Raw genomic sequence first — 13137 nt, 5'->3', positions numbered from 1 at the left:
TACGTTTGTGACAATTCAGCCCAAGGATAATCAATCCAGAAGCAAATCTTAATAAATCCGATGCGTGCTTTTTAGCATTATCTCTCTCAATAATTTAAGAAATACATATGGACTGATGCCATACATTAAGCCAAAAGTTTGCAATCGGCTATAATCAGTATGTGTAAATTTTAATTTCATCATGCAACTTATGTTTACATTTTTTTCTATAACTGTATGTTTATGAGATGCTTTTGTTTCCATTGGGATTAAGGAATCATGGACTTTAATATCATATTTCAGACAGATATAGATAAGTTCTTCTCCGTTATCGACGACAACTTTGTTCCGTAAATAAATTTTTTGTGGGGGCAAAGTTACTACATATAAAATACCGGAATAAAGTAATGAATGATTAGTAATTGTAATTGAATTAGTGGTGGGATGTTTTGATTTAGCGCAGTTTATAGTCAGATATTACCCTCATAGTTAAAAGGTAAAATTTACAGTTAGGTCTGTATTGGATTCTTGATGTAGGATCGGGCGAATGCCGATATATTTTGGCTAGATAGCTACGTTACTTTATCAAGTAAGGAGTCTGAGCTGTGTTAGGAAAAATCCACAATCTTACTCTGCACTGGTTTATTACTGTCCGTGATAGTCATTTAGTTGTCAACCAGTATAAGCAGGAAGAGGTTAGTTTCAGCGACGAAGCCAATTATCTGGTTCTAATAGTTATTCGTACAGAATTAGGGTTGTGTGTTAAAAATTTGGTAGATACGATAGCGTTGAAGTTCATGCTTGCTGTTCTTTGTGCGGGTTTGTTCCAATTGGCTGAGTGTATAGAAGCGAGTTTGCCGGAGGGCGTGGATCAGCACGATCTTGCGCGATTATCATGTTGATCAGAGTAGAAATTCCTGTAGATGCAGCGGGAATAGATCAGTTATTACGGAAATCTTTTGATACCCCGGCAGAAGCGGAATTGGTCCAACAATTGCGGGAAGATGGATTATTGACGTTAGGGGTGGTTGCTACTGATGACGAAGGCCAGGTAATCGGTTACGTGGCTTTTAGTCCGGTGGATATTAATGGTGAAGATCACCAATGGGTTGGTCTGGCGCCGTTAGCGGTTGTTGAAGAATATCGTCGGCAGGGGATTGGTGAAAAGCTGGTGTATGAAGGTTTGGATAGCCTGAATGAATTTGGTTATGGTGTCGTCGTTGTTTTAGGTGATCCACACTACTATCGCCGGTTTGGTTTTACGCTTGCCAGTGAGCATCAGTTGCATTGCCAGTGGTCAACGTGTGAATCTTATTTTCAGGTATATGAATTAGCTGATAGTTCTTTGGCTGACCATAAGGGGTTGGTTACTTACTCCCCATACTTTGACCGTTTTTAATTGATGCTAAATATTCTGCTATACAGACGGGCTGGCAAATAACCAGCCTCTCTTTTTGCTGTTTACTTAATTGTTTTACTTGATATTCCAGCTGTGAGGCATTGGAGCGGTCTCCGGCATGACTACTGAAAACTAGCTGTAACGGTCCTTTCCCCCTCAGTGATTTGGCTCCTTTCCCGTTTTTATGTTGTGCAAAACGGCGGTGAATATTTGTTGTTATCCCGGTATAAAGCATTCCTGATTTTGTTTTCAGTAAGTAAAGAACCCATTGATTTTCAGCCATATAATTTTTTTCTGAGTTTTCTATTTTTGATATTTATATTTTACTCGAACATTTTTCTATATCATTTTTCTGAATAATTTAGTTTAAGTTATTACAATATAACAGTTTTATAAAACCTGTTACATATCAATTTGCTATACGTCGCATTGTTTATTCAAAAAAATTGAAATAGAATAGCAATAATTGCTAATTTTTATTCCGGCCTTTAGAGCATACTATGATCCACATCACAGAGAGTAACTCATTCCACTAAAAATTGATCAAGGATCATAATATGAAAAACGTAAAATATATCGCTGTTGCTTTAGCTTTAAGTGCTATCTCTTTTGGTAGTATGGCGGCAACAGAAGTTCAAACTTCTTCTTCCCCTAAAATTGGTGTAGTTTCTGTAACAGGGGCTGATACTTTGGAAACCCTAAGTACCGAATTGTCCAAAAAAGCTGACAAAGCAGGCGCATCTTCTTTCCGCATTGTCTCTGCCAGCGGTAAGAATCAATTATCAGGTGTTGCTGAGATCTATAACTAATTTATAGTAGAGCATACTGAACCCTGTCCCTGTCAGGAGATATCAGAACACGCCGTAGGATGATGTTTATCCCGGCGTGGTTCTGCGCTTCTAGGCAGATACAATCCTGCTATTGGAGAGAGAGTGAACGCGACTGAAAACTTTCAGATTATCCACAGATACCTCGCAAGACAGCATGTTCTAACACTTTGTACAGCAACCGGTGATGATATTTGGTGCGCAAATTGTTTCTATGTTTTCAATGCCGATGAAATAGCCTTCTGGTTTATGACTGAACGTCATACTCGCCACGGTGAAATGATACAGGTAAATCCACAGGTTGCAGGTACTATTGCCGGGCAGATTCGTAATATTGCACAGATAAAAGGTATTCAGTTCAAAGGAGAAGTCATTCGTCTTGAGGGTGAAAAAGATAAAGCGGCCAGAGCACGTTATTGCCGCCGTTTTCCTGTGGCAATTGCTGTTAAAACACCTATTTGGCAACTGAATCTCAATGAAATAAAGATGACTGATAATACGCTTGGATTTGGTAAAAAAATCTGCTGGCAGCGATAAAATTATCTTAATCTATGAATAATCTGGTTGTAGCTACCACGCCATAGTAAACCGGGTTCATAAAGATCTTGTATAAACTTGCCATCCACTAGCACATTAATATAGCTGGTAATTTCCCGTTGAATTTCGCTAAGTCCCTTTAGCCGATAACCCGTCCAAAGCCAAATGTCCTTGTCTGGGCACTCTGCTTTAACCCGTTTTACCAATTTCAGGATTGCGGATGTGTTGTGTGGATGTAGGGGATCTCCACCAGATAAAGACAGTCCTTGTCGTTTAATGCGTTTGTCCTGTAAATCAAAAATTACACGGTCTTCCATTTCCTGCGTAAATGGTTGGCCGGAGTGCACCCGCCAGGTACTTTTGTTATAACAACCGGGGCATTGATGTTCGCACCCCGCGACAAATAGTGTGCAGCGGGTTCCGGGGCCGTTGACCACATCAACAGAGTAGTATTGGTGGTAATTCACGTTGTCAGCCTGCCTTAAATTAGCCTAATTGCCCATTTGTCAGATGTTTTACTCTGCGTTTCACTTCTTCTTGTTTGCCTGCATTGAATGGGCGGGCATCGGGACTTCCCAGATAACCACAGACGCGGCGGATGACTGATACTCTGGAAGGTTCATGATTGCCACAACGTGGACAGGTAAACCCTTTACTGGTACAGGAGAATTCACCGGCGAATCCACAGTCATAGCATTCGTCGATGGGGGTATTGGTACCGTAATAAGGGACACGTGAGTAGCTGTAATCCCAGACATCTTCCAGTGCTTTTAGATTATGTTGCAAATTAGGATATTCGCCGTAACAGATAAAACCGCCATTTGTTAGTGGTGGATAAGGGGCTTCAAAATTCAATTTGTCATAAGGATTGACCTTCTTTTCAACGTCAAGATGGAAGCTGTTGGTGTAATAACCTTTGTCTGTCACTCCTTCAATCACTCCAAACTCAGCGGTGTCAAGGCGGCAGAAACGGTCACATAGATTTTCACTTGGTGTGCTGTACAAACTGAAACCGTAACCTGTCTCTTTTTTCCATTGATCAGTGGCTTTTCGCAGATGATCAACAATTGAGAGTGCTTTTACACGTAATTGTTGATCATCAAATAGATGAACTTGATTGCCATACAATGCGTTAATGGTCTCATGAATACCAATATAGCCTAGGGAGATAGAAGCCCGGCCATGCTTGAAGATTTCAGCGATATGATCATCGGCTTTCAAGCGAACCCCGCAGGCACCTTCCATATAAAGGATTGGTGCAACTCGTGCTTTGACACTTTCCAAGCGGGTAACACGGGTCATTAGTGCTTGCTTTGTCAGTGCCAGACGTTTGTCTAGTAATTGCCAGAAATGTTTTTCATCTCCTTTGGCTTCGATAGCTATCCGAGGCAGGTTCAAACTGATAACCCCTAAGTTATTGCGTCCTTCATGAATTTGTTCCCCCTTTTCCTCATAAACACCGAGGAAACTGCGACAACCCATTGGGGTTTTAAAGGAGCCTGTGACCTTAACCACTTGATCATAGTTAAGAATATCTGGGTACATGCGCTTACTGGCACATTTGAGAGCCAGTTGCTTGATATCGTAGTTAGGATCGCCGAGTTTGTGATTTAGGCCATCACGGATAGCAAATACCAGTTTGGGGAACACCGCTGTTTTGTGGTTCTTACCCAAACCAGTAATGCGGTTACGCAGAATAGATTGTTGGATTAGACGGGATTCTTTTGATGTACCCAGACCAAAGCCAAAAGTGACAAAAGGAGTTTGTCCGTTGGCGGTATGCAGTGTATTAACTTCATATTCCAGTGATTGAAAAGCGTCATAACACTCTTTTTCTGTTCGTACTTCGGCATAAGATTTTTTATTGGTGATATCCCACTCTTCGGCAATCGCCAAGTGTTTTTCATAGCTGGCTTTAACGAAGGGGGCTAATACTTCATCTATACGATTGATGGTGGTACCGCCATAAATATGGCTGGCAACCTGAGCGATAATTTGAGCCGTTACCGCTGTTGCGGTTGAAATGGATTTTGGTGGTTCTATTTCGGCATTACCCATTTTGAACCCACTGGTTAGCATGCCTTTTAGGTCGATTAGCATACAGTTAAACATTGGGAAAAAGGGGGAATAATCGAGATCATGATAGTGGATTTCGCCTCTTCCGTGAGCCAATACCACATTACGCGGCAGAATATATTGTTTGGCATAATTTTTAGCAACAATCCCGGCCAGCAGATCCCGTTGAGTTGGAATCACTTTGCTGTCTTTATTGGCGTTCTCATTGAGCAGGGGAACGTTACTCTGTTCAATTAAACCACGGATTTCTTGATTAAGTCGGCTGTGTAATTCTCGGACAGTATCTCTGTCGTGACGATATTGAATATAGCGATGGGCAAGGTGCTTATGGTTGTCTGCTATCAATTGCTTTTCTATTGCGTTTTGAATATCTTGTGCATCAACTTGCCTGTAGTTAGCCATTGATTGCGTTACTGTGGATGCAACTTGGATACAATACTCATCATCCGTCATGCCAACGGCAGAAGTGGCCCGTTTTACGGTATCTCTGATACGTGTTTCATCAAATGGTACCTGGCGACCATCCCGTTTTATCACAACAGTTTTCACAATATGACTCCTTGAGAATGTTATCCAAAAGGGCAACTATTCTCGTTTTGATATCCAGCTTAAAGATAGATATTACTATATATGGATTTATTTTTATATTTAAACACAATATATAGTAATTTTCGGTGAGATAATCACGATCTCATTTGATCTGAAACAAAGAATGAAGACTTAATATTTAAGGTCCAGTGAGAAGTACAACCCCTTGGTCAGTAACTAACCAAGGGGTTGTAGAAAACAGGGCAGGGATTATTTACGAATCGCGATAGCTTCGATTTCGATTTTAACGTCTTTTGGTAGACGAGCTACTTCAACACAAGAACGTGCCGGGAAAGATGCATTGTGTTCTTTGAAGAATGCTTCATAAGTTGCGTTAACGGTACCGAAGTCATTCAGGTCTTTAACGAAGACAGTTGTTTTAACAATGTCACCTACAGTGAGACCGGCTTTCTCAACGATAGCTTTAACATTTTCCAGTGATTGACGAGCTTGAGCGGCGATATCTTCTGCGACATCACCTGTTTCTGGGTTGACTGGAATCTGGCCGGAAGTGATGACCATATTGCCTAGATCAACACCCTGAACATATGGACCAATTGCAGCAGGGGCTTTATTGGTATTAATCTCGTATGACATAGGTTCTCCTGTTAATGTGATAACTGAATGAATATTTCATCAAGGGTACTATTATAGTGTTCGCTTTTGCCTCAGCAACTGACATTAGATCATTTATTCGTTGAGTATCACCACATTGCGGTCAAATTCTTTCTCGCAGTATTTGCAGGTTAGCACCACATCTTCCGTTGTCACTTTGACTCGAAAACTGCTTTCTACGGGTTCATTGTGGCTGATGCAGTTGCTGTTAGGGCAGACTAATACGCTATCGATACGCTCAGGCAAGTTAATGGGGAGTTTCTTCACAACTTCATAGTCTTCAATACAGTTCACTGTGGCATTCGGCGCATACATAGCAAGTTGGTTAGCTTGCTGTTCTGTCAGGAATGTATTTTCGATTTTGATGAGATCTTTTTTACCTAGTTGATTGGAAGGTAAATTCAGGCCGATGGTAATGCGTTGATCGGTTTCAGTTAGCTTAAACAGAGAGAGTAGTTTGAAGCCGACCTGAGCCGGGATATGGTCAATCACCGTACCGCATCTAATCGCTTCGACTTGTAGTTTATGATCTTGGGTCATCGTGTTTTATATGAATACATTTTAGTGACAACTTTCTGTATTCATCCTCCAGAATATTATTAAGAATCGACACGTCTTCCATTTTAGGCGGTGGTACCTCGTTTATCCAGATAAAGCGTCGGTGATTCAGTACTACAAATTATTCCCAATCTCCTCCTGACAGGACAATCTATCAAGGAATATCAGAAAGCCATATCCCCGCAGAGAGCGTGAGTTAGCACAGAAATAGTGAAATTTCATTTTGAAGTACAGAAAGGCAGCGGTATGCCCCATGAAAGCCGGCTAGCTGGTCGAGAGATACTTATTTTAAATCAGGAATTAGGTGTGGAATGACGGTTAATAACTAAAAATATTACTTTTCTGTAAATATATTAAAAGTTAATAATAAGTTGGTATAATTAATAAAATGAAAAATAAATACTTGAAATAAAAAAAGCAAATTCATATAAAAACAGTATTAATTTTTTTTGAAATGATTTAAAATGAAAGCATGTTTTTTAATATATAAAAAATCCACTTATGAACACGCCATTTTCTATAAATGGGTGCTATTTAAAAAAGAAAATCAATTTACCCATGATATTACTTTTAAATGGAGAACATGGTTCGTTCAGTATTTAATCTTATAATGTGAATCCAAGGGAGATTAAAGAATGCTCTAATTGAGTTATATAAAATTCAAGAGTTTTTAAAAAATACTAAGAAACGTATCTATCTTTTTAACTTAAAAAGAGGGCTTGCAAAAATTAAATTTTATTTTTTAACTAAAAGTTGTTTTAATTATACGGAAATATACCCGTGCTTATTGAAACTGTTTGGTTTTCCCCAAAATAAGGCTCATGGTATCAGTCATGGAAATATTCATTACCGATGGACAAAAAGCCGAACTTGAACACCTCCATCACACCTGTCGTGATAAGAGGGAATGTGATCGTATCAAAGCGATTCTGCTGGCCTCTGAGGGCTGGAGTTCAGTGATGATCGCTCAGGCTCTGCGTCTTCATGAAACGACCGTTAATCGTCATATCAGCGATTACCTTAATCACCGCAAATGGAAGCCCGAAAATGGCGGCTCTCAGGACTATCTCAGCGAAACACAGATTCAGGCACTTATTGCTTATCTGACTGCGAATCTTCTGCCCACCACACAGGTTGTTATCCGTCTTGTAAAAGAAGAGTGGGATAAATACATCGCTTTTTTACGGAAATATTACCGGAACTTGCCGGGAACCTGTCGTACCGTATTAATGACAACTTCCAGGTTTAGAATCCTGCATCTTCAAGTTAAGTGGGTATATATGAATAATAAATACGAAACGGTTATTGTCTTAGGGGCTGGCCCAATTGGTCTATTTTCTGCTTTTAAAATATTAGAAAATAATTTTGCGGAAAATGTATTGATATTAGATAAGCGATTTATTTCTGCTTACACCTTTAAAGGCTGGGCAGAAAGATCAATGGTTGTACAATTTCATCGAAAGCTTTTTTCTCTCTCTTATCTTCCAGAAATAGTGAAAAAGTGTCCTCATGGAGTACTTAAAGAAGATTATGAAGATAATCGGAAGAAGTATAGTGATTTAGATCACATGAGTATAAAAAACATACAATCCACCATTCTAGAAAATATGGAAAAATTTTATAAAAATCGTTTTTTTATGGTAGGATTAAAAGATATATCTTCTGACAATGATATTGTTTCAATTTCTATTTTTACAGAGCACTTTGATGATAATAGTATTTTAAAAAATTTAAACCCGGAATTAATTGTAGATGCAACTGGTTATCATTCCATCTTAATGAATAAAACAATAGGCATTCAATTCGAAAGTGAGTATGAATATGGTTCAGCTCTAAAAATGACCTGGCCAGAACATGAAATGTCTCATGTTGAAAATAAAAAAACTGAATTTCATGACTGTCATGAAAATACAATCTTTTTTAGCGAAGGAAACTCATCTGTAGCTGAATTCTCATATCCATCTGATAAATTTAGTGAATTTTTTGAAGAATGTGGGTATTCTATAAATCACACGAGTACTAAATTGCCATTTCTGAAATTTGATACAACACCTTTTTCAATAAAATTACCACCATTCTTAGACAAAATAACATCTCTTAAGAAAGATCATTTTCTATATAAAAGAGCAGTTGACTTATTCAATACGATTAGAAGAAATAAACTTTCCGGTATTAATGGATTAGAATTCATTAATTACTTGCAAGGTTTCAATTGGTCAGAGGCAGACAGTCTTGCTTTAGTCGTTCGTAGGATAATAGATAAAAGAGTAACTATAGAAAACACATATGCTAATCTTGAAGAAAACTTTTTAGATTTAATGAAAATTAGAGTTATTTTTGTACCATCTAGAACCGAGAGATGGTTATCAACAAATAAAGTAACAACAAAAATTAATCTTATCTTTTCGAATGATAATAATTCATTACATAATCAAATTTCTTCAGTAACAGCTTGCGCTGTCGGAGATAGTCTAGCTAGCACAGACTTTAGACATGGTCTTGGCATCAATCGAGGATTTCACACTGCAACTAGGTTATTTCAAGATAAAACAGACCCAGAATTAGTAAGGCTTGAATTGATACAAAATAGCTATTCTATGCTAGATGTTATAAATGATAATTCAATATTTAGTAGAGCTATTTCGTGCAGAGATTGGCTTATCCTATAGTAAAAATCTGCCTTCATAGAAGGCGGAATTGATTTTGCTACAGAAGGACGTAATCAAATCTCTAAAATCAAGACGCTACCACTTCTAATAGGTTGTTTTCATTTAAGAATAAATATTATAAATGCAACCCGAATTCTGTTTAAGCCGTCACTGAAAAATCGTCTTCTGAATAGAAAACTTTCAGTGATGGCTTCTTCCATTTAAGGCAATAAACAATCAAACCGCCTAAAACGGTCAACATAAATCCTTTGATTACTGAGCAAGGTGGGAAAATCGTTCCCATTGAGGGATGAAAAAACGGGAGAAATCATCGACATCACAGAAAATCTCAGCTAACTTGTCTATAACCTGTTCCACCTCGGAGCTGTTTTTGGTGTGTACCAAAACTTTGCTCTTGGAACGCTTCTCGTCAATTTCTTATCCATAATTTGGGTTAATGTAAGGTGCGTGTATGTATATAGATATATTAATTATAATATCTGCATTTGCTGGAAGTATACTATCTGGGCTCTTTGGTGGGGGAGCGGGTTTGATTTTTACTCCTACAATTTATTTATTTTTATCTTATGCTAACCCAAATTCTAGTTATATCATGCAAACTAGCATCACAACGATGATAGCTTCTCTAATGATATCTGGTCTAGTTGCTATTGTTAAACATCACAAATACAACCATATTGATTGGAATGTTCTAAAATGGTCTTCTCCACTAATTATAATCGGCTCAATACTAGGTTGTTTTACCATGACTGTTGTTTCAAGCCAATTGGTTATATATGTCTTTTCTTTAGCAACATTAATTTTGGCGATTAGGTCAACACAAAAATTAATTTCCAATACCCAACAAAATAATACAAATAGAGATCTTGGCTGGTCATTTCGTTATATTGGTTGTTTTTTACTAGGATTAATATCAACTTTGTCCGGGTCAGCTTCATTTGTTGTTCCTTATTATGAGAGCATTGGCTTAAATATTAAAAAATCAATAGGGACAACAACTGTTGTAGTCTGGTTGTATTCTGTATTTGTACTAATATTTATGGTATCACTCGGCCTAAATAAAAACAACTTACCACCTGGAAATATAGGTTTTTTAAATTATAATTATCTCTGGCTATTCATAATACCAACAATACCAGGAGCATTGTTAGGAACAAAATTAGCCAATACGCTTCCAGAAAGAAAACTAAGAATTGCCTTTACAGTATTATTGTATTTTATTGGATTAAGTATGTTATTTTCGTAATACATTTACTTTTGATAACCTATATCCGATGGATTTCAAGATGCATCGCGACGGCAAGGGAGCGAATCCCCGGGAGCATAGATAGCTCTGTGACCGGGGTGAGTGTAGCCAACAAAGAGGCAACTTGGAAGATGACGGGTATAGGTAATTTTATCTTGCCCGTTAATGGGCAAGAAGTATTTTGGATTGACTTGAAAATTAATATGGTCAATTATATTCTCGAATTGAATATATTCTCTTTACTTTAATCATTCATTTAAAACTAAAGATAATAGAGCCTGACGAGCATAAATCCCATTTTCTGCCTGTTGGAAATAATAAGCATAGGGCGTTTTATCGACATCGACAGTAATTTCATCAATACGTGGCAACGGATGCAGAACTTTGAGGTTCTCTTTCGCTCCGATCAGATCGGAAGCACGCAGAACAAATTGTGCTTTTACGTTGGCATATTCGGATGGATCAAGACGCTCTTTCTGTACACGAGTCATATAAAGAATATCTAGCTCCGGTAATACTTCTTCAATATTAGCGTGTTGGCTGTAGGTTGCACCTTTTTCATTCAGCATATGAAGAATATGGCTTGGCATTGCCAACGCTTCCGGGGCGATAAAATAAAAGTGGTTGCCATTAAATTTCGCCAGCGCTTGTGATAGCGAATGGACCGTGCGGCCATATTTCAGATCACCAACCATCGCGATATTCAAACTATCCAGCCGTTGCTGAGTTTCCTGAATAGTGAACAGATCCAGCAAGGTTTGAGTCGGATGTTGGTTGGCGCCGTCACCGGCATTGATAATCGGAGTGTCACCGGAAAATTCAGAAGCCAGACGCGGGGCGCCTTCCTGTGGATGGCGTATCACGATGGCGTCAACATATTGGCTGATAACGGAAATAGTATCGGCTAGCGTTTCACCTTTCTTACCTAGGGAAGTGTTGCTGCTGTCTGAGAAACCGACAACTGAAGCGCCAAGGCGGTGGATTGCTGTTTCAAAAGAGAGGCGAGTGCGGGTGGAAGCTTCGAAGAAACAACTGGCGATAACCTTGGGTTTCAGCAATTCAGGTTGTGGTCTGGCTTTCAGTGCAGCAGCAGTCTGCAACACCAATTCCAGATCTTCGCGGCTCAGATCATTTATTGAGATGATATGTTTGCGATATAACGGATTAGCCATTTTTCACTCTCCTCTAATGCTGACATCCGGGTGGCGATCATGAATTGATTACCGGGCAAAAAAAAGCCCCTCATTGAGGGGCGTTAAATGATTGGTTTAGCAACGGGAAAACAATGACGGCTAGTTGCCTTCTTTTTTCAGGCAGTTGTGCTTTATGACAAAAATCAGCGCTGTCTTTCATGATTTCTCCCGGCAAATTGTGGCGCATTATACTCGTGAAAAATATTACAGCAAGCATTCGACCAAAGAAAAATAATATTGGCAGGATCATATCTTTAAAGACATAATCCTGAGGATATCCCAACTAATTAGATTTTAAGATCATTTGCTAGAGTTGCTACCATTACCGCTTTAATGGTATGTAGGCGATTTTCTGCTTGATCAAACACAATACTGTGCTCTGATTCAAAAACTTCATTAGTCACTTCCAGCCCTCCATACATATTAAACTCAGCAGCGAGTTGTTTGCCTAATGTCGTTTCTTCATTATGAAATGCTGGCAGACAGTGCAGGAATTTTACCTGTGGATTGCCTGTCATGTTCACCATATCCATATTCACTTGATAAGGTTTCAGTAGGTTAATGCGTTGTTGCCAAACTTCTTTTGGCTCGCCCATAGAAACCCAGACATCGGTATAAAGAAAATCGGTATTTTTAACCCCCTCGGCGATATTTTCCGTCAGGGTAATTTGGCCTCCTATTTTTTCAGCCAGTTTCTGACATTCAGTCACCAGCGCGGCATTGGGCCAGTACTTTTCAGGGGCAATCAACCGAACATCCATACCCGTTAGTGCCGCGGCTTCTAGCATGGTATTACCCATATTGTTACGGGCATCCCCCAAGTAGGCGAATTTGATTTCTGACAACGGTTTTTCTGGTTGATGTTCCTGAATAGTTAGCAGATCTGCCAGTAGCTGAGTAGGGTGAAATTCATCTGTTAGCCCATTCCATACTGGAACACCTGCATATTTTGCCAGTGATTCAACGATTGTCTGGGCATAGCCGCGATATTGAATACCGTCATACATACGGCCAAGTATACGGGCGGTATCTTTGATCGATTCTTTATGACCAATCTGGTTGCCACTGGAACCGAGGTAGGTGATATTTGCTCCTTGATCGTAAGCTGCCACTTCAAATGAACAGCGGGTACGGGTGGAATCTTTTTCAAAAATCAGCACAATATTTTTGCCTGTTAACAGGGCTTTTTCTGTACCAGATTTTTTAGTCGATTTTAATTCAGCAGATAGTCTTAACAAGGCATGAATTTCTGCTGAGGAAAAATCAAGTAACCTTAGGAAATGACGCTGATGGAACGGATTCATTGTTTGGTGTCTCCGTATTTATTGTTTGCATTTAAATTCAATCTATATCTATAAAAATGCAATTTCAACTCCGTATTGGATTTCTTTGATGTAAACAGTGGTTAGCCCGCCTGTGGTGTGGGAGAATGAGTATTGGGACGGCCAAC

The 13137-nt window shown here is 39.0% G+C and carries 13 protein-coding genes and 2 pseudogenes; 7 read left to right on the top strand and 8 right to left on the bottom strand.

Features of this window, described 5'->3' with window-relative positions; genetic code table 11:
• Positions 1 to 584 precede the first annotated feature (584 nt).
• A complete protein-coding gene (locus LGZ98_RS05495; RefSeq protein ID WP_112894248.1) occupies positions 585 to 881 on the top strand; it encodes a hypothetical protein in 297 nt (98 codons plus the stop codon).
• Entirely contained in the window at positions 875 to 1378 is a 504-nt protein-coding gene (locus LGZ98_RS05490; protein ID WP_228899432.1) for a GNAT family N-acetyltransferase, read from the top strand. The genes LGZ98_RS05495 and LGZ98_RS05490 overlap by 7 nt, the downstream gene beginning before the upstream one ends.
• On the opposite strand, the gene LGZ98_RS05485 is transcribed toward LGZ98_RS05490, so the two are convergent.
• Complete coding sequence (locus LGZ98_RS05485) at positions 1347 to 1661, bottom strand: GIY-YIG nuclease family protein (RefSeq protein ID WP_113041614.1); 315 nt, start codon at positions 1659 to 1661, stop codon at positions 1347 to 1349. The two genes, LGZ98_RS05490 and LGZ98_RS05485, sit on opposite strands and share 32 nt — an antisense overlap.
• Before the next feature lie 274 nt (positions 1662 to 1935).
• Between LGZ98_RS05485 and bhsA the strand changes: the two genes are divergently transcribed.
• Both bhsA and LGZ98_RS05475 read left to right on the top strand, forming a co-directional pair.
• Complete coding sequence (gene bhsA, locus LGZ98_RS05480; protein WP_113041613.1) at positions 1936 to 2187, top strand: multiple stress resistance protein BhsA; 252 nt, start codon at positions 1936 to 1938, stop codon at positions 2185 to 2187.
• 123 nt (positions 2188 to 2310) lie between these two features.
• Positions 2311 to 2742, top strand: a complete 432-nt coding sequence (locus LGZ98_RS05475; RefSeq protein WP_113041612.1) for a YhbP family protein — start codon at positions 2311 to 2313, stop codon at positions 2740 to 2742.
• A 2-nt stretch (positions 2743 to 2744) separates the two neighbouring features.
• Here the strand turns inward: LGZ98_RS05475 and nrdG are convergent, their stop codons facing one another.
• The 4 genes from nrdG to pyrI all read right to left on the bottom strand — a co-directional run bounded on the left by nrdG (position 2745) and on the right by pyrI (position 6561).
• Positions 2745 to 3209, bottom strand: coding sequence for an anaerobic ribonucleoside-triphosphate reductase-activating protein (nrdG, locus tag LGZ98_RS05470; RefSeq protein ID WP_113041611.1), 465 nt, complete (start codon positions 3207 to 3209; stop codon positions 2745 to 2747).
• A 19-nt stretch (positions 3210 to 3228) separates the two neighbouring features.
• A complete protein-coding gene (gene nrdD, locus LGZ98_RS05465; RefSeq protein WP_262977805.1) occupies positions 3229 to 5367 on the bottom strand; it encodes an anaerobic ribonucleoside-triphosphate reductase in 2139 nt (712 codons plus the stop codon).
• 249 nt (positions 5368 to 5616) lie between these two features.
• Positions 5617 to 6003, bottom strand: coding sequence for a 2-iminobutanoate/2-iminopropanoate deaminase (gene ridA, locus LGZ98_RS05460; protein ID WP_036810177.1), 387 nt, complete (start codon positions 6001 to 6003; stop codon positions 5617 to 5619).
• A gap of 93 nt (positions 6004 to 6096) precedes the next feature.
• Positions 6097 to 6561 (bottom strand): aspartate carbamoyltransferase regulatory subunit, encoded by a 465-nt coding sequence (gene pyrI / locus LGZ98_RS05455; RefSeq protein WP_113041609.1) that lies wholly within the window; start codon positions 6559 to 6561, stop codon positions 6097 to 6099.
• 851 nt (positions 6562 to 7412) lie between these two features.
• Between pyrI and LGZ98_RS05450 the strand changes: the two are divergent.
• Positions 7413 to 7653: pseudogene (locus LGZ98_RS05450) on the top strand (helix-turn-helix domain-containing protein); the annotation flags it as partial.
• Between the two features lie 1734 nt (positions 7654 to 9387).
• Here the strand turns inward: LGZ98_RS05450 and LGZ98_RS05445 are convergent.
• Positions 9388 to 9501: pseudogene (locus tag LGZ98_RS05445) on the bottom strand (IS982 family transposase); the annotation flags it as partial.
• 198 nt (positions 9502 to 9699) lie between these two features.
• Between LGZ98_RS05445 and LGZ98_RS05440 the strand changes: the two are divergent.
• On the top strand, positions 9700 to 10494 hold the full coding sequence (locus tag LGZ98_RS05440; RefSeq protein ID WP_113041608.1) for a sulfite exporter TauE/SafE family protein: 795 nt from the start codon (positions 9700 to 9702) through the stop codon (positions 10492 to 10494).
• A gap of 11 nt (positions 10495 to 10505) precedes the next feature.
• Positions 10506 to 10742, top strand: coding sequence for a hypothetical protein (locus tag LGZ98_RS05435; protein ID WP_262977804.1), 237 nt, complete (start codon positions 10506 to 10508; stop codon positions 10740 to 10742).
• Here LGZ98_RS05435 and pyrB read toward each other — a convergent pair whose 3' ends face one another.
• Both pyrB and argF read right to left on the bottom strand, forming a co-directional pair.
• Positions 10743 to 11666, bottom strand: a complete 924-nt coding sequence (pyrB, locus tag LGZ98_RS05430; RefSeq protein WP_113041606.1) for an aspartate carbamoyltransferase — start codon at positions 11664 to 11666, stop codon at positions 10743 to 10745.
• Between the two features lie 308 nt (positions 11667 to 11974).
• Positions 11975 to 12991, bottom strand: a complete 1017-nt coding sequence (gene argF / locus LGZ98_RS05425; RefSeq protein ID WP_113041604.1) for an ornithine carbamoyltransferase — start codon at positions 12989 to 12991, stop codon at positions 11975 to 11977.
• Between the last annotated feature and the right edge of the window lie 146 nt (positions 12992 to 13137).

Source organism: Photorhabdus kayaii (genome assembly GCF_025384895.1).
Classification (GTDB): Bacteria; Pseudomonadota; Gammaproteobacteria; order Enterobacterales; family Enterobacteriaceae; genus Photorhabdus; species Photorhabdus kayaii.
The sequence above is the reverse complement of the archived record's forward strand: the minus strand, read 5'-3'. Positions and strand labels throughout refer to the sequence as shown.

Bases quoted from the DNA above. Each gene is read 5' to 3' on its own strand.
- pyrB (WP_113041606.1), bottom strand. From the start codon at position 11,666: ATGGCTAATCCGTTATATCGCAAACATATCATCTCAATAAATGATCTG.
- pyrI (WP_113041609.1), bottom strand. From the start codon at position 6,561: ATGACCCAAGATCATAAACTACAAGTCGAAGCGATTAGATGCGGTACG.
- LGZ98_RS05485 (WP_113041614.1), bottom strand. From the start codon at position 1,661: ATGGCTGAAAATCAATGGGTTCTTTACTTACTGAAAACAAAATCAGGA.
- LGZ98_RS05440 (WP_113041608.1), top strand. From the start codon at position 9,700: ATGTATATAGATATATTAATTATAATATCTGCATTTGCTGGAAGTATA.
- bhsA (WP_113041613.1), top strand. From the start codon at position 1,936: ATGAAAAACGTAAAATATATCGCTGTTGCTTTAGCTTTAAGTGCTATC.
- ridA (WP_036810177.1), bottom strand. From the start codon at position 6,003: ATGTCATACGAGATTAATACCAATAAAGCCCCTGCTGCAATTGGTCCA.
- argF (WP_113041604.1), bottom strand. From the start codon at position 12,991: ATGAATCCGTTCCATCAGCGTCATTTCCTAAGGTTACTTGATTTTTCC.
- LGZ98_RS05490 (WP_228899432.1), top strand. From the start codon at position 875: ATGTTGATCAGAGTAGAAATTCCTGTAGATGCAGCGGGAATAGATCAG.